This window comes from Actinoplanes sp. NPDC051513, from assembly GCF_044454685.1.
GTDB lineage: Bacteria > Actinomycetota > Actinomycetes > Mycobacteriales > Micromonosporaceae > Actinoplanes.
The window spans coordinates 40,336-59,879 of record NZ_JBITDW010000039.1; the positions used below are offsets into that span (position 1 = coordinate 40,336).

Annotated in this window: 20 protein-coding genes and 1 pseudogene; 10 read left to right on the forward strand and 11 right to left on the reverse strand. The window is 69.9% G+C overall.

The features are described from left to right. The first annotated feature begins 120 nt into the window (after positions 1–120). Entirely contained in the window at positions 121–1,074 is a 954-nt protein-coding gene (locus ACIA5D_RS49420) for an aldo/keto reductase (RefSeq protein ID WP_396037690.1), read from the forward strand. A 122-nt stretch (positions 1,075–1,196) separates the two neighbouring features. Here ACIA5D_RS49420 and ACIA5D_RS49425 read toward each other — a convergent pair whose 3' ends face one another. Beyond that, complete coding sequence (locus ACIA5D_RS49425) at positions 1,197–1,796, reverse strand: TetR/AcrR family transcriptional regulator (protein ID WP_396037691.1); 600 nt, start codon at positions 1,794–1,796, stop codon at positions 1,197–1,199. A gap of 124 nt (positions 1,797–1,920) precedes the next feature. Between ACIA5D_RS49425 and ACIA5D_RS49430 the strand changes: the two genes are divergently transcribed. Both ACIA5D_RS49430 and ACIA5D_RS49435 read left to right on the forward strand, forming a co-directional pair. Then, a complete protein-coding gene (locus ACIA5D_RS49430; RefSeq protein ID WP_396037692.1) occupies positions 1,921–3,084 on the forward strand; it encodes an epoxide hydrolase family protein in 1,164 nt (387 codons plus the stop codon). Positions 3,085–3,156: 72 nt separating this feature from the next. Further along, positions 3,157–3,285, forward strand: a complete 129-nt coding sequence (locus ACIA5D_RS49435; protein ID WP_396037693.1) for a hypothetical protein — start codon at positions 3,157–3,159, stop codon at positions 3,283–3,285. A gap of 14 nt (positions 3,286–3,299) precedes the next feature. Here the strand turns inward: ACIA5D_RS49435 and ACIA5D_RS49440 are convergent, their stop codons facing one another. Further along, positions 3,300–4,193, reverse strand: a complete 894-nt coding sequence (locus ACIA5D_RS49440; protein WP_396037694.1) for a glycosyltransferase family 2 protein — start codon at positions 4,191–4,193, stop codon at positions 3,300–3,302. Between the two features lie 275 nt (positions 4,194–4,468). On the opposite strand from ACIA5D_RS49440, the gene ACIA5D_RS49445 reads away from it, so the two are divergent. Next, positions 4,469–5,362, forward strand: coding sequence for a glycosyltransferase family 2 protein (locus ACIA5D_RS49445; protein WP_396037695.1), 894 nt, complete (start codon positions 4,469–4,471; stop codon positions 5,360–5,362). Positions 5,363–5,682: 320 nt separating this feature from the next. On the opposite strand, the gene ACIA5D_RS49450 is transcribed toward ACIA5D_RS49445, so the two are convergent. From ACIA5D_RS49450 to ACIA5D_RS49470, 5 genes and pseudogenes are all read right to left on the reverse strand, one after another. After that, positions 5,683–6,534: a cytochrome c oxidase assembly protein gene (locus ACIA5D_RS49450; protein ID WP_396037696.1), complete on the reverse strand. Its 852-nt coding sequence runs from the start codon at positions 6,532–6,534 to the stop codon at positions 5,683–5,685. Positions 6,535–6,539: 5 nt separating this feature from the next. Beyond that, on the reverse strand, positions 6,540–7,016 hold the full coding sequence (locus ACIA5D_RS49455; RefSeq protein WP_396037697.1) for a DUF2243 domain-containing protein: 477 nt from the start codon (positions 7,014–7,016) through the stop codon (positions 6,540–6,542). A 131-nt stretch (positions 7,017–7,147) separates the two neighbouring features. Then, positions 7,148–7,855, reverse strand: a complete 708-nt coding sequence (locus ACIA5D_RS49460; RefSeq protein ID WP_396037698.1) for a GAF domain-containing protein — start codon at positions 7,853–7,855, stop codon at positions 7,148–7,150. Continuing rightward, positions 7,852–8,313, reverse strand: coding sequence for a DUF6098 family protein (locus tag ACIA5D_RS49465; RefSeq protein WP_396037699.1), 462 nt, complete (start codon positions 8,311–8,313; stop codon positions 7,852–7,854). Before ACIA5D_RS49465 ends, ACIA5D_RS49460 begins: the two co-directional genes overlap by 4 nt. A 216-nt stretch (positions 8,314–8,529) precedes the next feature. Beyond that, positions 8,530–8,997: pseudogene (locus ACIA5D_RS49470) on the reverse strand (hypothetical protein); the annotation flags it as partial. Positions 8,998–9,107: 110 nt separating this feature from the next. Between ACIA5D_RS49470 and ACIA5D_RS49475 the strand changes: the two are divergent. Further along, entirely contained in the window at positions 9,108–10,532 is a 1,425-nt protein-coding gene (locus ACIA5D_RS49475) for an aminotransferase class I/II-fold pyridoxal phosphate-dependent enzyme (protein ID WP_396037700.1), read from the forward strand. Next, positions 10,529–11,509 (forward strand): radical SAM protein, encoded by a 981-nt coding sequence (locus tag ACIA5D_RS49480; RefSeq protein WP_396037701.1) that lies wholly within the window; start codon positions 10,529–10,531, stop codon positions 11,507–11,509. Before ACIA5D_RS49475 ends, ACIA5D_RS49480 begins: the two co-directional genes overlap by 4 nt. Before the next feature lie 112 nt (positions 11,510–11,621). Here the strand turns inward: ACIA5D_RS49480 and treS are convergent, their stop codons facing one another. Continuing rightward, complete coding sequence (gene treS / locus ACIA5D_RS49485) at positions 11,622–13,691, reverse strand: maltose alpha-D-glucosyltransferase (RefSeq protein ID WP_396037702.1); 2,070 nt, start codon at positions 13,689–13,691, stop codon at positions 11,622–11,624. A 200-nt stretch (positions 13,692–13,891) separates the two neighbouring features. Then, a complete protein-coding gene (locus ACIA5D_RS49490; RefSeq protein WP_396037703.1) occupies positions 13,892–14,200 on the reverse strand; it encodes an STAS domain-containing protein in 309 nt (102 codons plus the stop codon). A gap of 276 nt (positions 14,201–14,476) precedes the next feature. Here ACIA5D_RS49490 and ACIA5D_RS49495 point away from each other — a divergent pair, with 276 nt between their 5' ends. Further along, positions 14,477–14,833: a VOC family protein gene (locus ACIA5D_RS49495; protein ID WP_396037704.1), complete on the forward strand. Its 357-nt coding sequence runs from the start codon at positions 14,477–14,479 to the stop codon at positions 14,831–14,833. A gap of 239 nt (positions 14,834–15,072) precedes the next feature. Here ACIA5D_RS49495 and ACIA5D_RS49500 read toward each other — a convergent pair whose 3' ends face one another. After that, complete coding sequence (locus tag ACIA5D_RS49500; RefSeq protein ID WP_396037705.1) at positions 15,073–16,554, reverse strand: gluconokinase; 1,482 nt, start codon at positions 16,552–16,554, stop codon at positions 15,073–15,075. Positions 16,555–16,744: 190 nt separating this feature from the next. Here ACIA5D_RS49500 and ACIA5D_RS49505 point away from each other — a divergent pair, with 190 nt between their 5' ends. The 3 genes from ACIA5D_RS49505 to ACIA5D_RS49515 all read left to right on the forward strand — a co-directional run bounded on the left by ACIA5D_RS49505 (position 16,745) and on the right by ACIA5D_RS49515 (position 18,975). After that, complete coding sequence (locus ACIA5D_RS49505; RefSeq protein WP_396037706.1) at positions 16,745–17,257, forward strand: MarR family winged helix-turn-helix transcriptional regulator; 513 nt, start codon at positions 16,745–16,747, stop codon at positions 17,255–17,257. Next, positions 17,254–18,483 carry an MFS transporter gene (locus ACIA5D_RS49510; RefSeq protein ID WP_396037707.1) on the forward strand — a complete coding sequence of 410 codons (1,230 nt, stop codon included), beginning with the start codon at positions 17,254–17,256 and terminating at the stop codon, positions 18,481–18,483. The genes ACIA5D_RS49505 and ACIA5D_RS49510 overlap by 4 nt, the downstream gene beginning before the upstream one ends. A 159-nt stretch (positions 18,484–18,642) precedes the next feature. Beyond that, positions 18,643–18,975: a DNA polymerase ligase N-terminal domain-containing protein gene (locus ACIA5D_RS49515; RefSeq protein WP_396037708.1), complete on the forward strand. Its 333-nt coding sequence runs from the start codon at positions 18,643–18,645 to the stop codon at positions 18,973–18,975. A gap of 70 nt (positions 18,976–19,045) precedes the next feature. Here the strand turns inward: ACIA5D_RS49515 and ACIA5D_RS49520 are convergent. After that, a partial coding sequence (locus tag ACIA5D_RS49520) for a LysR family substrate-binding domain-containing protein (RefSeq protein WP_396037709.1) occupies positions 19,046–19,544 on the reverse strand: 499 nt, incomplete at its 5' end.

The following is a 19,544-nucleotide window of genomic DNA, read 5'->3' on the forward strand; positions in this document are numbered from 1 at the left end:
TCACGGTATCCGCCGGTCGCGGCGCGAGGGGGGTAGAGGTTGTACCCCCATAAACGCGACCTTCCCCGGTCGCGGCGATCGCGGTCTTCTGGGATCGAACGCGTAATGGAGGTAGGGGACATGACGAGCAAGACACTGACAGTGCCGGCGGTGGCGTTGGGCACGTGGGCCTGGGGAGACAGCGGCGAGGCGGGTGACGGCTATTTCGGCAGTCAGCTGACCGCTTCCGGCCTGCGCGAGGTCGTCGAGAAGGCACAAGCGAACGGGTTCACCTTGTGGGACACCGCGGTGGTGTACGGCATGGGTCACTCGGAGACGGTCCTCGCTCAGGCGCTGAAGGGCTACGCCCGCAGCGAGTACCAACTGTCGACGAAGTTCACCCCGCAGGCCGCGGGCGACGGCGACAATCCGGTCGCGGAGATGCTGGAGCAGAGCCTCGACCGATTGGGTACGGAATATGTGGATCTGTACTGGATCCACAACCCCGCCGACGTGGCCCGCTGGACGCCGCTTCTGATTCCGCTGCTGCGGAGCGGCAAGATCAAGCATGTCGGCGTCTCGAACCACAACATGGAGGAGATCGCTCTTGCCGACCAGATCCTCGGCGAGGCCGGCTTCCGCGTGGAGGCGATCCAGAACCATTACAGCCTCCTGTACCGCAGCTCCGAGCGCGCGGGCATTCTCGATCACTGCCGCGAGCACGACGTGCGGTTCTTTTCCTACATGGTCCTCGAGCAGGGAGCGCTGACCGGCAGGTACGGCCCGGCCCGTCCGTTGCCGGCGGGCAGCAACCGGGCGGCCACGTACAACGGCATCCTGCCCAAGCTCCAGACGCTGACGGACAGGATGCAGGCGATCGGCCGGGACCGAGGCGCGTCCGCCGCCGACGTCGCCACCGCCTGGGCCATCGCCAAAGGGACCACCCCGATCATCGGCGTCACGAAGGCGAGTTACCTCGACGGGCTGGTCCGAGTTCGCGGCTTCGAGCTCGCCGACGAGGAGATCGCGGAGCTGGAGGCGCTGGCGGACGCCGCGGACGTCGACACGCGCGGCTGGTGGGAGCAGGAGATGTAGCAAGCACTATCTGAGCGTCTTCTTCGGGCCCGTGGGTCAGCGCGTGGGAGTGCGTCGAGGTCGCGGCGGCCGGCGGAGCTGGTGGTGGCGAGGTGGCCCTGGCGGATCTCGAGTGTTGCGGGTCAGGGCTGGTTGCCCGCGAGAGCGATTGCGCGCGTCTCGGGAACTCCCAGCATCAGCAGGCTCGTGATCGTCGCTGCTCGGGCGCCGAGGGTCCCGTTCGGCAGGTCACTGTCCGCGATGGCGAACACGACGCCGTAGGCAACCTGGCTCAGAATCCCGGCCGGCAGGTGCCGTGCGAACACGTCGCTGTCCTGGCCGCGTTTCACGAGCTCGGCGAGGAGCTCATCGAGTGGCCCGAGCAGGCCGTGGATCGCTTCGCCGTACTCGCCACGGCGCAGCGCCAACAGCACTCGGTACCGGTGCGCCACCGGCCAGAGGCGGGCGATGAATTCGACCCACGTTGCGTCCGCTTCTGTGTCGGAGGCATTGACTTCGGTGAGCACGGCTGTCATCTCGGTGACGGCCCGTTCCGTGAGTGCCCGAACCAGGTCGAGGCGCGAGGGGAAGTGGCCGTAGACGGTGCGACGGACGACGCCGGCAGCGGAGGCGATGTCGCCCATTCCCGCGTCGGGGTTCCCTCCCAGCACATCGAGGGCGACGTCGAGGATGCGATCACGTGTCTCGTTCATCGAGCGCACACGGGAGGACTCGGTCGGCACGACACCATCATTGCACACCAGTGTGCAAATAATCACACTGCACACTGGTGTGCAATGAAATAGGCTGCACAGCAGTGTGCAACGGAGAGTTGTGCTGTGCTTCGAAGCTCAGGAGAAGAAGGCAATGACCGCACCGACGCCGCCAACCGCGGCCCTCATCCGCCCGTTCACCGTCTCGATCTCGGATTCGGAGATCGACGATCTGAAGCAACGACTGGCCAGAACTCGATGGCCGGATCCGGAAACGGTGGGCGACTGGTCGCAAGGGGTTCGCGTAGAGAACGCCAGATCTCTGGTCGACTACTGGGAGCACCGCTACGACTGGCGGCGCTTCGAGTCCGAGCTCAATCGCTTCCCCCAATTCCTGACCACGATTGATGGGCTGGACGTCCACTTCATCCACGTCAGGTCCAAGAATCCCGACGCGATGCCGCTGATACTCACGCACGGCTGGCCGGGCTCGATCGTCGAGTTCCTGAAGCTGATCGGCCCGCTGACCGATCCGGTTTCGTTCGGCGGGGACGCCGCCGATTCCTTCGACGTGGTCGTACCGTCGCTGCCCGGGTTCGGGTTCTCCCAGAAGCCCACGGGAACCGGGTGGACGGTATCGCGCACCGCGAGCGCGTGGGTGGAGCTGATGAAGCGTCTCGGCTACCCGAGATGGGCCGCGCAAGGCGGCGATTGGGGTGCCGTCGTCACCACCGCCCTCGGGGCCATGCAACCTGAGGGGCTTCTCGGCATTCATCTGAACACCCAGTACGCCTTTCCCGCCCAGATACCCGACACCTTGTCGCCCGAACAGCATCACGCCGTGGAGACCCTCGCCCTCTACACCGGCGAACTCGGTGGGTCGAACCACCTTCAGGGCACGAAGCCGGAGACCGTCGGATTCGCCCTGGCGGACTCTCCCGCTGGTCAGGCGGCCTGGATCTACGAAAAGTTCCAGTCCAAGACCGACAACCGCGGGTTGGCCGAGGACGCCCTCGGCATCGACGACATGCTCGACGCGATATCGCTCTACTGGTTCACCAACAGCGCAGCGTCGTCCGGCCGCATCTACTGGGAGAACAAATCACGCACTTTCGCCGGCCCGAAGCTGACTCTTCCTGTCGCGGTGACTGTCTTCCCGAGGGACATCCCACACCTGCCACGAAGCTGGATCGAAGACACCTACAGCAATCTGATCCACTACGGCGAGGCCAACAAGGGCGGGCACTTCGCGGCCTTCGAACAGCCCGAGATCCTGGTCAGCGAAATCCGCACCGGCCTGCGCACCCTTCGTTCCTGACGCCACCACCTCGCCGTGCTGTACCTGATCCAAGACCTTGGTATCCCGCATCTTCGTCGCATTGAGCGGCGCATGCGCAGCCACCGCGGTGCTGTTGCGGACCGGCGCCCCTCGCGCATGACCGCCATCTCGTCGGTGCAGTCGGTCAGCACTGTGGACGGTTACCAGGCGTCCGGCCGGCACGCCGCGGCCGGGCGGTAGAGCCGGGGGCACGGTCAGATGTAGCGGCGGGCGGTGGAGGCGCGCTGGGCGGCGTCAAGGGGGGCCAGGCGCGCCTCCACCGACTGCGGGCGGGGGCGCCGGTGGGCGAGCACCCAGGGCATGCCGCGTAGTGCGTCCCACCAGGCCAGCGCCGAGGTGCGGTCGTGCGGCACCGCGATGGCCAGGTAGGCGGTGCGGCGCAGGGCCGGGGCGATCGGCCGGCGCAGCCAGGTGAACCAGAGGGTGTTGCGAAGGCCCACGCGGCGGCGCAGGCCGGCGTCCCGTGCGGGGGAGGCGGCGTGGTGCACAACCAGCCGGTCGAGGTAGCAGAGTTCCCAGCCGGCACTGAGCAGATCGGTGGCCAGCAACTCCTCCTCGCCGCCCAGCCACAACCGGGAGCTGAAGCCGCCAACCGCGCGGAAGGCTGCCCGCCGTATTACGGACGCGCCGGCCAGGAAGCTGCCGAGCGCCGGGCCGGGGAGCCAGTCCGGGCCCGGCACCGGTGAGTCGTGCAACTCGGCGACGATCGGGTCGTCCCGGGCGCCCGGCTCGACGACGATCCGGGCGTTGACGACGCCGAGACGGGGATGGGCGTCGAGCACGTCGGCCGCCGCGGTCAGGCTGCCCGGTTCCCACCAGGTGTCGTCGTCGCAGAACGCCACGTACGGCGTGCGCAGGCGCTCGACGCCGAGGTTGCGGCCGGCCGCTCCCGCGTTCCGGGACAGCGCCAAGACATCCACTTGCGGGAACTTCTGGCGTACGGCGTCCGCAGTGCCGTCGGCCGAGCCATTGTCGACCAGCACCACCGGCGGCCGCTCGGGCAACCCCGTCAGGCGCGCAACCGCGTCCAGGGCCTCCGCCCGACGCTGATGGGTGATGACGACGATGCCGATGCGCGGATCCGTCATGACATCCCGTTCAGGTGTTGTCGCGGCCCGCGAAGGCGGCCGCGATGGTCGTGCTCGCCGAAAGCTCCATGGCGGCGAGCCTGTCGATCGAGGGTCATCCAGCGCGAGGGTGCATGCCCAACCTGTCGGGGCACGAAACTCGGCGGTTCGATCGCGTCCGCCGTCCGCGTGCGTGGTGATCGTCGGCGCGGCGGGTGACGCGGTACGGCCCTGCTGTCCGCCCGGTAAATCGGCCCGCTTGATTGGCCGGCACCTGAATGGGTATCCCGCACGCCATGTCGTTGATCACCGCAACCGGGAACTACGGTGCCGGCCCGGCACCGATCGAGACCGACGACGTGACGATCGTGGTCGCCACCCGTAACCGGCCGGACCGGCTGGCCGAGACGGCGGCCCACCACCGTGCTCCACTGATTGTCGTCGACAACGCTTCCGACGAGCCTGTCCGGCTGGCCGGCGCGGACGTGGTGGCGTTGGACACGAACATCGGAGCGGCCGCCCGCAACGTCGGGGTGGAGCGGGCGCGGACGCCGTACGTCGCGTTCGCTGACGACGACTCGTACTGGGCGCCGGGATCGCTGGCCGCGGCGGCCGCGCTGTTGCGGGCCCATCCGCGGACCGCTCTGGTGGCAGCCGAAGTACGCGTCGGTCCGGCCGGGCGGCTCGATCCGGTCTCGGCGGCGATGGCAGCCGCCCCGCTCGGCACGCCATCCGGCGGCGCCGGCCCGTCGATCCTCGGCTTTCTCGCCTGCGCGGTGGTGGTGCGGCGCGACGCTTTCCTGGCGGCCGGCGGATTCCTGCCCAGGTTGTTCATGTACGGCGAGGAGGCGCTGCTCGCCATGGACCTCGCCGCGGCCGGCTGGCTGCTGTGCTACACCCCGCCGCTGCAAGTGCGGCACTTCCCGGAGCCGGCCGGACGTGACCTGCGGGGCCGCCGCCGCCTCGAGACCCGCAACCGGGTCCTGACCGCGCTGCTGCGCCGGCCGCCGGCGGTGATCGCACGCACCGCCACGGCCGCGCTCGGCACCAACCCGGCCGCCCTGGCCGACGGGCTCCGGCACGTGCCGTGGGCATTGCGGCACCGCCGCCGCCTGCCCGGCCCGGTCGAGGAAGCCCTGTGCCGACTGGCCGCCGAACCGGATCGCGGACCCGGCACGGCGCCACCGTGACGCCGCACGTGGGTATAGGACGCTCACCTGCGGATATGCCCCGGACGAGACACCGGACTGACCTGGCAGCGCGCGGTCCGGTTGACGCCGCCCTCGTGACCGTAGTCGCGCAGGTGGCCGAAGCGCATCTGCGGCACCGACCTGCACCTCGTCCGCGGCAACCATGCCCGGCATGAAAGAGGGCACGATCATCGGCCACAAGGCAGCCGCCCGCTGAACCGACACGGTGCTCGTGCTGCTGCGCAGACTTCTGAGGGTCGGCCGCGTCCATGCGGGTGTCGCCCTGTGCCTTGGCGGACGGTTGGCCTCGCGCCGTCGCGTCACCCGCCGGGGCTTCTGATCTCGTCGGGCAGGCGCCACGGTGCCCGCGGTGGCCGGGCGTAGGGGATGCGCGGCGCGACGGGCCTGGTGCGGCGTAGGGGGTCGGCGGCCTGATACCACTGCCGGCAGAAGACAAAGATGAGCACGACGTCGATGAGGTCTCCGCCGTAATACATCAGCTCGGCGCCGGGGCGGCTTTCCCCGAGGAGCACGCCGGCCGGCGGGTGGCCGTAGAGGTACTTGGCGAGGATCGCGTGCGCGCTCAGGAAGGCGATCAGGGCGATGGCTCTGATCGGCGGCCGCGGCCGATGTGGGGCGGGGTCAACGCCGACTATGCCGGCCGTGAACAGGTACCCCGCGGCGACGATGTGGGCGTGGACGGCTACTTGTGCCCCTTGATGTTCACTCATGGCGTGGTAGAGGGACGTGGTGTAAATGACCCACAAGCCGCCGCCATTGAGGACCGCGGCGGTGACCGGGTGCGTCACCGTGCGCACGAGGCGGCTGGCCAGCAGGTGCGACACGGTACGGGCGCGGACGACCGGCAGCGCGCGCAGGGTCAGGGTCACTGGAGCGGCGAGTGCCAGCAGGAGCGGGGCGGTCATGCCGAGCAGCAGATGGCCGGCCATGTACAGAGTGAAGTCCCGGTGAGCCGCACCGGCGAGCGGGCCGGCCAGGGCGGCCCCCGCGGTGACGAGTCCCGCGATCCAGCAGGCGGTCCGCTCGGCCGGCCACCAGCCGCCACGGCGGCGCACGACCACGGCGCCGGCGACGTAGGAGACGGCCGCCGCCATCAGCACGATCGAAAAGAGCCAGGACACCACCGAGCTGTCGTGAGGCATGGCGGGCATGGGCGTCAGGCGGGCCGGCGCCGGGCTCGTACCAGCAGCACCGCCCCGGCGACGATCAGCACGACAGCGATGATGTTCCACGTCCAGTCGTAGGGCGTCATGTCGACGTGGTAGCGGATCTGGTGCAGCCGCATGACCTTGTGCTGCACCGTGCCGTCGTAGAGCTGGAAACCGCCGGTACCGATCAGCAGCCCACCCCACCACTGCAGAGCGTTGAGGACCATGCGGCGTCGAAGGTCGGCGAACAGGAACAGCCCCGCGATGGTGGCGAACCAGCTGAAGGCGTGGAACAGCCCATCGGAGATCAGCCCTATGGCCGGCGTGGACCTGTCGTAGAAATGGTGCCAGTGCAGCAACTGGTGAAAGATCGCCTCGTCGAGGAATGCGGCGATGCCGACGCCGAGCAAGACACCGGAGAGCACGTTGCGGCCGGTGGCCGCCGCCTTCCGCTGCATGGCTTCGGTGGGGAATGCCGCGGGCATCCGGGAGACCCTTCCGTCGGGAGGCTACGGCATTCCCACCTCCTGACTGGATAAACCAGTCACCGCAGTCCAGCGCGGTCTCAGTAGCGGCATACCTGGGGCGTGAGGCGGCGGCCGGTAGGGAGGCCGGGTCAGACGCCGTGGCTGATCAGGGTCGTTGCGGTTCCGGCGAGGTCGGTGCCGGCCTCGCCGGCTTGGATGCACAGGCGCAGGTACGCGTCGTCCGGGCTGCATCGGTTCTCGGCCCTGATGAGATCGAGGGCGAGCTGGATGGTGGCGCGGACGCTGAGCGCCTCGGCGTAGCCCGCAACGAGTTCCCGGCCGCCGTCGTCGAGGCCGGACACATCCTTGTCGGTGGTTTCCCGAGCCGGATGCCCGTGCACCGACGATATGGCGGCGATGAGCGGTGCCATCGCGGCCTGGTCGTGGCTGTAGACGTTGAGTACGGCAACGGCTTGCCCGCGCCCGGAGAACAGCGGGACCGAGACCGACGCCTGCAGGCCCATCCGAGGTGCTTCCTGATGGAATCCGGGCCACTGCACGGTCGTGTCGATGTCGGGTACGCCGACCGGGGTGCCCTGGGCCAAGGCCTCGAGGCAGGGGCCGGCGTCGTCGGCGTACTGGGCGTCGTCGACCGACTGGATCTGGTCGTCGCTCACCGCCACGGTGATGTACTCGTCGCCCTGTAACGCCGTGATCGAGGCGTATCGTGCGGCGGCTACCCGTTCGGCGGTGAGCTTGGCGATGGTCCTCAGGCGGTCGCGCAGGTCCGACGAGCGCTCCGGGGTCGCCGCCAACCTGATCATGGCGCTCGCCAGGGCGCCGTGTGCCGGCGTCATCGGGCACCGTTCCGGTCCAGCGGGCCCCATTCGTCGGAATTCTGGGCCTCGACCAGTTGCTCGGCCCGGATCAGTGCGGCGTCGGCGATCCAGGCGACCGGCCGGCGCACCCTGACCAGCGGTTCGTTGTCCGGTCCGCGGCCGCACTGGTCACCCACCAGCACCCACGGGCGGACGTTGGGCCCGCGCAAGTGCCGCAGGTGACGATAGTCGTAGAGTCGGCGGGCGACCCAGAGCCGCAGGGACCGGTCGCCCCACCACTGTTCGACGGCGAGCGGGTTGGCCGACAGGCCGGGCAGCGGCACACCGGTCAGCGAGTCCCGGCTGGTCTCGTCCTGGCGCAGGTCCACCGCCGGGCCGGCCGACCACCGTACGAACAAATGGTCTTCGTCGGCCGATGTGGTGACCAGCTCGGTGAGATCATCCAGATCGGCGATCGTGGGCAGGTTCTCGTACACGGGCTCCCGCGTGCCCCGATTCGCGGGCGTTAATCGTCGTTCGGCCGGACCGAACCTGTGCGGATGAGGCCGGCAATGCCTCGAAGTGGCCACAAGACCAGCCACCGCGGCTTGACGGCTACCCGGCAGGCGATCCGTCAGGCGGGGTCACGTTGCGCAGCAGGAGCGTCTCGGCGAGGCAGGTCCGGACGAATTCGGCCAGGTGCAGGCTCTCGTTCGGGCCGTGCGCGGCGCAGCGCCGATCAGCCGAACGCCTTCGAGAACCCCGGCCTCCCGGCGGAAGCGATCGTCCGGGTAGTCGATGGTGCCGGGCCCGCGCTCGGTGAGTCCGTCGACGGCGACCTCGCCGTTGTCGTCGTGCAGGGTGCTCAGCAGGCTGTCCCAGAGCGCGGGGTCGCCGGCCGGTTGGACGTCGTGGTGGGCGTAGATCAGGACGGTCGGTGCGCCCGGCGGCGCGGGCCGATGCCCGATGACCGCGGGCTGCCCGCCGGCCCAGACGATGAACGTCTCGAGGCCGCAGCCGTGCAGCAGTTCGGCGACGGCCTCAGCGGACCGTTCGACGTGCGCGTGATCGAATCCGCCGAACGCGATCCCCGGGATGCGGATCAGCCGTTCAAGATCGGCGCGGACGCCGGGCATCTCCCGCTCGATCGCCGCGCGCAGTTCCTTCCCGGTGCGGGTCATCAGTGCGGCCTACCCGCCGGCGGGCGCTTCAATCAGGGGTGCTGATCACGACCCGATCCGATCCACGCCGTCAGGTGTACCCGGGGCCGAAGCGTGGTACTCGGCCGGGCATGAACCACGACAAGACGCCCGTCCTCGAGGCCATCGACCAGTACCGCCGCAGCGATGACTACACGTTCTCGCTCCCCGGCCACCGGTTCGGGCGGGGCATCGACGACCGCACCGCCGCGGTCCTGAACCGCAGCACCTTCGAGGCCGACGTGATCATGGCGAAGCAGGCCGTCTCGGAGGCCGAGGAGTTGATGGCCGACGCGGTCGGCGCCTGCCATGCCGTCTTCACCACCTGCGGGTCCAGCATCTCGATCCACACGGCGATGCTGACCGTCACCGGTCCCGGGAAGAAGATTCTGGTCGACCGGAACGTGCACAAGTCGGTGGTGGCGTCGCTGATCCTGGCCGGCGCCCACCCGGTGTGGCTGCGCCCGTGCTGGGACGAGGAGCGGCAGATCGCTCACCCCGCCTCCGCGCGCGATGTGGAGGCCGCACTCGAGCGCGAGCCGGACGTCTCCGCGGTCCTGATGATCACCCCGACCGAGTACGGCACCGGCGCCGACGCGCGCCGCATCGCCGAGGCCTGCCACCGCCGCGGCCTTCCGCTGCTGGTCGACGAGGCGTGGGGGGCGCACTTCCCGTTCCACCCGGTGCTGCCGACGGCGGCGATCCAGGCCGGCGCCGACCTGGTGGTGCAGAGCCTGCACAAGGCGGACGGCGGCCTGTGTCAGGCTTCGATGATCCAGGTCGGCGGCGACCTCGTCGACCCGGTGGACCTGCGGCTCCGGCTCGACCTGATCACGACCACCAGCCCGTCCGCCCTGTTGTACGGCTCGATCGACGGATTCCGGCGCCGCATGGTGATCGAGGGCCGCGGGCTGCTGGAGGAGGCCATCGGGCGGGCCAACGCGCTGCGGGACCGGCTGGCCGCCCTGAAAGGCCTGTCCGTGATGGATGAGTCGATCATCGACCAGCCGGGAGTCGCCGAGTGGGACCCGCTCAAGCTCAGCGTCGATGTGACCGAGCTGGGAATCACCGGTTACCAGGCCAAGGAGTGGCTCCTGGAGCAGCACAAGCTCACCGTCCAGCTGGGCGACACCCGCCGGGTCGTGTGCTCGCTGACCTACTCGGACGACGACGTCGCGTTCCAGCGGCTCGGCGACGCGCTGGAGGCGCTGGCGACCGACCCGCCGGCCGCCGACCGGGAGGCGCCGCGGATCCCGCCGCTGCACGAGTTCGATCTCGAGCAGGCCATGCCGCCCCGGGACGCGTATTTCGGCGAGACCGAGCAGGCCGCCGACCCGGCCGGCCGGATCAGCGCCGAGATGATCAGCCCGTACCCGCCGGGCGTGCCGGCGGTCCTTCCCGGCGAACGGTTCAACCGGGCGGTCGTCGACTACCTCCGGGCCGGCGTCGCGGCCGGGATGGAGGTCCCCGACGCCTCCGACCCCAAGCTCGGGACGTTCCGGGTGGTGCGTGGGTGACCATCCCGCCGCTGCCCGCGCATCTGCAGGTCGAGGTCACCTCGGCCTGTAACCTGCGCTGCACGATGTGCCTGGTCCGCTACCGCCCGCCGGTCAACAAGCTGGCCGGCGCGATGCGCCCGGAGCTGTTCCGCCGACTGGTCGACGAGGTACCGGTGCGCCGGCTCACCCTGCAGGGCCTCGGCGAGCCGCTGTTGTCGCCGTACCTGCCCGAGATGATCGAGACGGCGGTGGCCCGCGGCGTCCGGGTCGGCTTCAACTCCAACGCCACCCTGCTGAACCGGCGCCGGGCCCGGGAACTGGTCGAATCCGGCGTCGACTGGCTGCACGTCTCGCTCGACGGCGCCCGCCCGGCGGTCTACGAGGCGATCCGCGAGGGCGCCTCGTTCGAGACCGTGGTCGGGAACCTGGCCGGCCTGGTGCGGGCCAAGCGCGACCGGGCGAGCGCGACCCCGTGGATCCGGGTGGTGTTCGTGGCGATGCGGGACAACGTCGCCGAACTACCCGCCCTGGTCCGCCTGCTGGCCGGTGTCGGTGTCGACGAGCTGCGCGTGCAGAACCTGTCGCACGACTTCGCCGACACCGACCCGTCCGGCGCGTACGGCGAGATCCGCCAGTTCACCGCGACACAGGCACTATGGACCGACGAGGACAACGCACATGCCCGGTCGGTGTTCGCCGAAGCAGCCCGCGGGGCTGCGCGGACCGGCCTGAGTTTGCGCCTGCCCGCGCTGGCCGACCAGGGCGGCGGCAACTGCACCTGGCCCTGGGACGCGGCCTATGTGACCAGCAGGGGATTGGTGCAGCCGTGCTGCATGGTGATGGGCGACGACCGCGTCGTGCTCGGCGACCTCAACGTCTCCACCTTCGCCGAGATCTGGACCGGCGAGCCCTACGAGAACTTCCGCCGCCGCCTCGACAGCGCCGACCCACCGGACGTCTGCCGCGGCTGCGCCCTCTACCGCCACACCTTCTGAAAACCCAGAAACCCGCGAGGAACACCGCGTTCTGCGCCACCCGATCCAGCGCTGGATGATCCAGAAGCGGTCGCCCACGGATCACTCCGAGGATGACGTGGGGGCACGGAGATCATTTCCCGGACGGCGATCCGATGAGCAGGGATCTGCCTTCGCACGGTCGCAGCGCGATGCTGAAGGCGTGCTCGTCGTCCACCTCGGTGATGCGGGTGTCGGTTAACATGTCGGTCACCGCGGCGCCGGCGGGCAGGTGGTCGCTTGCCAGCCGGTCGGTGACGGAACGGTCGGAGAAGTTCAGGACCGTCGCCTGCATGCGGCCGGTGTCGAGCCGGTGGATCATCGCCAGGACTGCCGGGTGGTCGGTGGCCGGCACCTCGACCTGGACGCTGGTGGCGATCCGGTGATCGTTGCGGACGCGCAGGATGCCGGCCAGCCGGCGGACGTACGAGTGGGGATCTTCGAGCTGCGCGGACAGGGATCCGTAGAGGCTGACGCCGCGTGGGATCCGCGACGCTGATGCGGTGGCGTCGGGTCGGTAGTCCATCAGGTCGTAGGCGCCGCGGTGGATCCAGCGGGTGTCGCCGGACGACAGCAGGTCGGGGATCTGCCGCCGGGGCAGGGTGAGCATCCCGCACAGGTCCCAGCCGGAGATCGCGAAGACTCCCGGTTGCAGGGCGTTGAACATGGCCAGAAGCAGATGCGCCTGCTTGATCATCTCGATCTGGGCGGCGTCCAGGCCCGTGAGGTCGCGGTAGCCGAGCGCGGCGGCAATGATCGTGGCGGTCGTGCAGGCGATGCCGTTGGTGGTGAAAATGCTGTTGTAGGGGGCCGCTTCACCGGTCAGCCGCTCGATCAGCTCGCGGCGGACCAGGCCGGCCAGTTCGGCGCCGGGCATCTCCCGGCCGCGGAACAGGAACAGGTCGTCGCGGTGCGAGCCGGCGAAGTGCACCATCTCGTACGTCATGTCGTCGTGGTTCTGCAAGGCGTGAACCAGGCGGCCCGGCGGGAGGCCGAGCCGCAAGGCGAGGTTGAGGGTCAGCCGCAGGAACTCGGTGTCGCCGGTGGCCAGCGCGTGTGCGTACGCGGGCCGGTTGACGAAGTCGTACGACAGGTCGGGGCCTCGCTCGGAGGTCTGTTTGATGTCGTCGATGGCCAGGTTGAGCTCCTGGAAGGTGAATCCGCCGACCTTGCGGACCATGCTCGCGATCAGCTGGTTGACCGCACCGGACAATGGGTGTCCTTCGGACCAGGCGGGCGCGCCGGGTCGCGGGTTAGGTTCCACCGCGAGGAAGCCGTTGGCGTCCAGCCGCAGCGCGCCGGCGCCGAGATGGCCGAGCGAGTGCAGGGCGTCCCCGATGACCAGGCGCATCCCGGCGAACGTCGGGTCCAGCCAGTTGATCGTGGGCTGACCGTCCTTGAAATAGTGCAGGTAGACCCACCGCCGTCGAATCCCGTCGACGCCGGTGACCGGCGCGGTCGCACTCCAGTTGGTGTCCTTGACTCCGTCCTCCTGGAAGATGACCCGCTGCAGCCGGCCGACGATGTAGCCGGCTTCGTGTAACCGGTGCTCCGCCGCCGGCCCGAGATTGACCGAGTCCCGCCCGGCGGGCACCTCGGGCAGGTGGTGCCAGTCCTCGGGCGGGATCTCCACCATGTGGTAGATGCCGGGATAGTCGGCGACCTTCATCTCGGCCAGCCGGAAGTCGGGGCCTTTGCCGGTGTGGCCGGGCACGATGTCGTCGATGATCACGCCGCCGTGCGCCGCGGCCACCTCACACATCCGCCGGAACTCGGGTTCGGTGCCGAACACTTCGTCGATCTCGGTGCTGATCCGGTCGAAGTGCCCGTCCACGCTCGGCGTCGGCTCCCGGCCGAAGATCCCACCGGCCCGTTTCAGCGGGCCGGTGTGCACGGCCGTGATCCCGATCGTCTCGAAGGCGCGCCACAGGTCCTCGTCGCCCAGGGTGCCCAAGAAGCTGCTACCCGGCTTGGTAATCATCGAAGGCGGGTACGCCGTAAACCACACCGAGGACCGGCCCACCGCCGCCGGGTTCGGGTTCCCGAACGGGGTCTGCGACAACGCGGGAACTCCGGAGAACTGGCCGGCGATCTGTTCCGCGTTCGCCAGCATGGATTTGCCCTGCAGCCAGGTGACGTAGTCGTTGTCCTCGGTGGCGCCCACGTCGCCGCTGCCTCCCCGGTGTAGTTACCCCTTCATCTTCCGGCAGCCGGGCGCATCCCGCGACCGCAGCACGTTTGCGACTGACCGCGCGGGCACAGCGGGCGCAGGACGCCGTCCAGGTCGTAGCGGCGCCAGACTCCGCGGACTCGACGCCGACGGGCCGGGAGAGAAACGGCGGGCAGCAATCTCTCGGGATGCTTTTACTCGTCGAGGAGGCGGGTCAGGACGCCGGTGATCTCCAGCACGCGTCGGACAGGAGGTTGCAGGTTGCGCACCCGGAACGCGACACCCCGCTGAGAAGCCTGGTGATATGCCCGGTCGAGTGCCGCGATGCCGGAGGAATCGCAAAATGTCAGCTGTGCGAGGTCCGCGACCACGGCGGTGGTCCCGTCGGCAGTGATGGCTTGAGTGAGCGCAGCTTCCAGATCGCCGACGGTCGCCATGTCGATCTCCCCGGTCACGAGGAGACGGAACGTCCCATCACCGGTCGTCATCGTGCTGACCATCATGCCGGATCTCCCTCCTGCCCTGCGGCGCGCGCAGGCGGTGACGTAAATGCGCACGGCTCCGGCCGCCGGCATGGTCCTGCCCCGGCCCGGCCGATCCGAAGCTCGACACGAACCGTATCGCCGATCTCTGACCGGGCAGAGGGCTGGCCAGGTGACTGGCGCATGCCGATACCGGCGACTGTGCTGGGGCCGGGCGGAAGGACGCCGGTGCAAGTCTGCTTCCGGCCCACGGCAGCCAATGGCTTTGTGTAAGGCCCGCCGGGGTATGCGGACTTCATGATTGGACGTTACGAGCACGCGGTGATCGACTGCCCGGACCCGCGGTCGCTGGCGGACTTCTACGTGCAGCTGCTGGGCATGCAGGTGGAGCGCGACGAGGACGGCTGGGTCGTGATCAGGGACGAGGCCGACCGCCATCGGCTGGCCTTTCAACGGGTACCGGATCTGCGGGAGCCACGCTGGCCTGACCCGGAGCGCCCGCAGCAGTTCCACATCGATGTCATGGTCGACGACATCGAAGAGGCAGAGAAGGCGGCGCTGGCGATCGGCGCCACGCGCCTGCCGCACGAAGGACCAGATTTCCGGGTGTACGCCGACCCGGTCGGCCACCCGTTCTGCCTATGCACGGCGTGAGGCCTTTCGGCGTCAGCAGCGTCGGTCTGGGCTGGTCGTAGACCGGCGAACGCATCACCCGGGACCGGGCGGAATAGTCCCGCGTCGGCGGGGAAACCGGGGACTATGACATCACGGACCGCGAGGAGGAAGGCATCGAACAGGCCGCCGCGGGTCTGCGCCGCGACGGCCAGAACCAGATCATTTCGGTACGCGCCGACCTGGCGACCTTCAACGGCGTCGAAGAGGTGTACGCGGCGTCAGCCGCGCACGAGCGCGTCGTACACCTCGGCGAACCGTACGCGTCGTCCCGCGTAGTACTCGGCGTGCTCGGGCCGGGGCTCGTACGTCGCGCCGGTGGCCCGGGGCGCGCGCGGGATTTCCGGTGCCAAGACGTCGAGCGAGAGTAGCGCCGTGCCCCGCTGCGTGGCGCGGCGCCGGGTCACGTGCGTGACGGGTCGGCCGAGCACGTCGGCGAGGACCTGGAGCCACTGAGGCTGGTCGTTGCTGACCCGGCCGGCCGCCGCGACCTGCACGACCTGCGGGGCGGCCGGGTGCAGTTCGTCGGCGACGCGTGCGTAGGTCATGGCCACGCCCTCGACTACCCCGCGGAACAGGGCGTCGGCGTCCGTGGCCGCCGACACCCCGGTGAACACGGCGCGCGCTCCGCCGACCCAGCCCGGCGCGCGTTCACCGGTGATGTACGGCAGCACGAGCGGGGTGGCGTCGCTCGGCGGCGCGGTGAGGACGTCCGCGAGCGCCGGGCTCAGGCGCAACGTGCTCTGCGCCCAGCTGACGGCGCGACCGACGTCGTTGATCGCCCCGCCGAGCAGCGTGCGTTCCGCGTCGACTCGGTAGTTCCATAATCCGAACGGCAGGGGATCAGCCGGGCCGTCGAGTAGTACACGCAGTGCGCCGCTGGTGGCTGTTGCTGCGGTCATTACCGTGGCGTCGGTGGCCGCGGATCCGATGTTGCTGGCGAAGCCGTCGGTGATGACGGGAAACCACGCAGCCTGGGCGAGGGCGGGCCAGCGCGGCGGGGCCGCCGACGGTGCCGGCTGCGTCATGTCCAGCGGCGAAGCGAACTGGTCGGCGCTGACGCCCGCGGCGGTTAGCAGCTCGGCGTCGAGCTCGCCGGTGCGACGGTCGAGCAGGCCGGTCCACGCGACCGTGGACGTCCCGGCGAGCGGCTGCCCGATCAGCCGTGCCCAGACGTACTCGCCCAGGGACCACCAGAACGCGGCCTCGGCGAGGATGCGCGGCTGCGCGGCGGTGAGCCAGCGCAGGCGCGGGGCGTGATAGCTGGTGTGCAGGCGGGTGCCGGTGCGCTGCTGCACCGCGTGTTCGTCGAGCTGCTCCCGAAGTGCAGTGACCGCATCGGCGCTGCGGGAGTCGGCGTAGGTCAGGCACGGGGTGAGCGGTCGCCCGGCCGTGTCGACCGCGATCAGCGAGGCGGCGAAGGTGTCCATCGCGACGCCGGCGATGCGCGTGCCCAGCCGTGGGTCGCCGGTCACGGCGTCGAGGACCTGCTCGACCTCCGCGGTTACCTGGTCGGGGTCGATGACCGAGGTGCCGTCGGGCGCGACCGTGAAGGCGTGCGGAACCTTGTGCTGCAGGCCATTGACCCGTCGGCCCGATGCGTCGTGCACGCCGCCCCGGGTAGCGGTGGAGCCGATGTCCAGCGCGAGGACCAGCGGGTCCAGTGCCGTGTCGAGGGTGACGTCGTCGTCGGTCTGAGCCATCGCGGTCCTCGTCGTCAGCGGCGCAGGTCTCCCCGGCGACCCTAGCCCAGCCCTTGGCCGGCCGCCCGCTTCGCGCACTTGCAGCGGTACGCGGTTTACCGCGCGGGCGCGGCTGCCCGACGGGCACAAGTTGCCCGCCAGGACTTCTCGCGGTTGACACGGCCGCTTCGGGACCTGATATGTATGAGTCATGCATACCAGCAATGTCGTCGCCGCCTATGTGTTGGCTGTGCATGACCAGCTGCGCGGCGGCATGCGGCACGCTGACCTGGAACAGCGCGAGCTCGCGGCTTTGACGCTGGTCGCGGAACATGACGGATGCTCGCTGGACTGGCTGCGAGGCCGGGTCGAACTCACCCAGTCCGGCACCGTGCGCCTGGTCGATCGGCTCGCCGGCCGGGATCTGCTGCGCCGTGGGGTCTCCACCGGCCGGGGTGTGCCGCTGCACCTGACCAAGCGCGGCACCGACAGCCTCGAGCGCTGGCGCGCCGAGCGCGACCGCATCGTCGACGACCTCTTGGCCGCCGTCCCGGCCGAGCAGCGGAGCCTGCTCATCGACGCGATGGCCGCCGTCCTGGCCGGGCAGCAACGACGCCGTCCGCAGGCTGACGCGACCTGCCGCACCTGCTCCTGGGAAGCCTGCGGACGCGACTGTCCCGTCGACCGCAGTGTCCCGTCCACCGCTGCCGGCGGCGAGTCATGACCGAGACCAGGTCGGGCACCCTGCAGGAGATATCGCGCCGGCGGCTCCCGCGAACGGTGTGGACCGCCGGCGCGGTGACCGCCCTGGCCTCGACGGCGGACAACTTCGTCCTGTTTCTGCTGCTGTGGGTCGCCCAGCCGCAGGGCTGGTCGGCGGTCCAGACGGCCGCGGTCGTGCTGGTCTTGCGCCTGCCGACCCTGGCCACGGGTGTGTTGCTGGGGCGGGCCGTCGACCGGTGGGGTGGTCGCCGCCTGATCCTGATCGATCTGACCGGCCGGGCCGTTCTTCTGCTGCTGCTCGTGCTGAGCTCCCGTCAGGCGGACACGCTGCCCTTGGCGCCGGTACTCGTCCTCGGCGGACTCTGCGGCGCCCTCGCCCCGGCCAGCTACGCCGGCGTCCGCTGGCTGGTCCCGCGGATCGTCGACACCGAGCAGCTCGGACGGGCCAACGCCGTGGTCGCCCTCGGCGACCAGCTGCCGCTGATCCTCGGCGCCGCCCTGGCCGGGCCCTCGCTGGCGCTGCTCGGCGCCGCCACCAGCATGGTCGTGCCGGCCGGAATGCTCTTCGTCGCCACTGCACTCACGCTCACGCTTGCCCGCCCCGCCCCGGCTGCGCCGTCAATGCCGAGAGGCCGCATCGACCCGCCGGCCGACCGGGACGACGCACGGCGGTTGCCCCCACGCGTGCTCGCCCTCATCGCCCTGTCCACCGCCTACTACTTCGCCTACGGACCGTTCGAGACCGCCAGCCCGCCGTTCGTGCGCGGCCAGCTCGGTGCCGCCGAGGGCACCTACAGCCTGCTGTGGACACTGTTCGGTATCGGCGCGCTCGCCACCCTCACCACCGGGCCGCTGCTCAGCCGGCGTCGCCCTGGCGTGGTCAACGCCGTGGGCGCCCTTGTCTGGGGCGCGGTCATGCTGCCGATCGCGGTCATCCACGACGTGCTTCCGGCCGCCGTGTTGTTCCTGGTCGGCGGTGCGATCTGGGGCCCGTACACCACCGTCGAGACCGGCGCCCTGCAGCGCTGGGTCTCCCCGGCCCGGCATGGCGCCGTCTTCGGACTGCAGCGCAGCCTGCTGGCCGTCGCGACACCGCTCGGGGCGGCCCTGGCCGCCATCGCCCTTCAAGAAGTCGCTCCGCGCACTGTGCTCGCTGTCAGCGCGGGCGGATGCGCTCTTGCGGGGGTACTTGCATTGACAAGCCGCGATCTTCGCCGGGCACAGTAAACGCATGAGCGCGCGGGGTCGGGGAACCATTGCCGCGTGCCTCTCGAACCGCCACTCTGCCGCCGGGAACCGCCGTCGCTGTCCGGCGTTGGCGGTCTATCGCCATGCAGCAGGCCGGAGGGGAGTGGTAGTTCGTCCGGAGCGGGGTACTCCGCTGGCATGGCGCTCAGCACCTACCGGAAGAAGCGCGACTACACGCGTACGCCCGAGCCGGCCGGCGTCGAAGGCAACCGGGTGACCACCCGCGGGTTTGTGGTGCAGCGCCACCGGGCGCGGCGGCTGCATTACGACTTCCGGCTCGAGCTGGACGGGGTCCTGGTCAGCTGGGCAGTGCCGAAGGGGCCGACGCTTGATGCAAAGGTGCGCCGCGGCGCGTATCACGTCGAGGACCATCCGCTCGGAAAGCGCCGTGGGACATTCTGCACACCGTCGCCGTACGGGCGCTACCTCCGCCGGTTACGGCCGTCCTACACACGCTCCAAGTCGTTGTAGGTGCGGGCGTGGTTGTCAGGCGCGTTGGCGCACATCCAGCTCACGACGCTGCTGTTGTCAGTCGAGCTGTTCAACCGTGCTTTGAAACGGCGTTGTCTCCGAGCTGCCACATTTCATAGTTGCCGCATTCTGCGGTGATCTCGGCTGTTGCCTGAGCCGCGGTGAGGAAGTCGTCGACCACCGGTGAGGTGCGTGATGCCGCCACCGCGAGGCACACCTGGTCGGGTGCCAGGTCCGGGATGGGCACGTAGCTGACTTCCGGATGTGAGTAGAACACGGTTGCCGAACGGGCCAGGAACGAGATGCCCCGGCCGGCCGCGACGTGCTCGAGTGTCTCGTCCACCCCGCGTACCAGGTATCCGGCGTTAGGGTGCGGGCGCCTGGTGGGCTGCGTGCTCGTGTCGATATGCCAGATCAGTGGCTCGCCGGCCAGGTCGGCCTCGGTGATCTGCTCCTTGCCGGCGAGTCGGTGGCCGGCGGGCAGCACTGCCACACGAGGTTCGGTGTACAGCGGGGTGACGTGCAGGCCGGTCTCGTCGATGGGCAGGCGCACGTAGCCGACGTCGATG

Excerpts from the sequence above, each read along its gene's own strand:
- ACIA5D_RS49420 (WP_396037690.1), top strand. The coding sequence starts at position 121 with ATGACGAGCAAGACACTGACAGTGCCGGCGGTGGCGTTGGGCACGTGG.
- ACIA5D_RS49430 (WP_396037692.1), top strand. The coding sequence starts at position 1,921 with ATGACCGCACCGACGCCGCCAACCGCGGCCCTCATCCGCCCGTTCACC.
- ACIA5D_RS49435 (WP_396037693.1), top strand. The coding sequence starts at position 3,157 with ATGCGCAGCCACCGCGGTGCTGTTGCGGACCGGCGCCCCTCGCGCATG.
- ACIA5D_RS49440 (WP_396037694.1), bottom strand. The coding sequence starts at position 4,193 with ATGACGGATCCGCGCATCGGCATCGTCGTCATCACCCATCAGCGTCGG.
- ACIA5D_RS49445 (WP_396037695.1), top strand. The coding sequence starts at position 4,469 with ATGTCGTTGATCACCGCAACCGGGAACTACGGTGCCGGCCCGGCACCG.
- ACIA5D_RS49450 (WP_396037696.1), bottom strand. The coding sequence starts at position 6,534 with ATGCCCGCCATGCCTCACGACAGCTCGGTGGTGTCCTGGCTCTTTTCG.
- ACIA5D_RS49455 (WP_396037697.1), bottom strand. The coding sequence starts at position 7,016 with ATGCCCGCGGCATTCCCCACCGAAGCCATGCAGCGGAAGGCGGCGGCC.
- ACIA5D_RS49460 (WP_396037698.1), bottom strand. The coding sequence starts at position 7,855 with ATGACGCCGGCACACGGCGCCCTGGCGAGCGCCATGATCAGGTTGGCG.
- ACIA5D_RS49475 (WP_396037700.1), top strand. The coding sequence starts at position 9,108 with ATGAACCACGACAAGACGCCCGTCCTCGAGGCCATCGACCAGTACCGC.
- ACIA5D_RS49490 (WP_396037703.1), bottom strand. The coding sequence starts at position 14,200 with ATGATGGTCAGCACGATGACGACCGGTGATGGGACGTTCCGTCTCCTC.
- ACIA5D_RS49495 (WP_396037704.1), top strand. The coding sequence starts at position 14,477 with ATGATTGGACGTTACGAGCACGCGGTGATCGACTGCCCGGACCCGCGG.
- ACIA5D_RS49500 (WP_396037705.1), bottom strand. The coding sequence starts at position 16,554 with ATGGCTCAGACCGACGACGACGTCACCCTCGACACGGCACTGGACCCG.
- ACIA5D_RS49505 (WP_396037706.1), top strand. The coding sequence starts at position 16,745 with ATGCATACCAGCAATGTCGTCGCCGCCTATGTGTTGGCTGTGCATGAC.
- ACIA5D_RS49510 (WP_396037707.1), top strand. The coding sequence starts at position 17,254 with ATGACCGAGACCAGGTCGGGCACCCTGCAGGAGATATCGCGCCGGCGG.
- ACIA5D_RS49515 (WP_396037708.1), top strand. The coding sequence starts at position 18,643 with ATGGCGCTCAGCACCTACCGGAAGAAGCGCGACTACACGCGTACGCCC.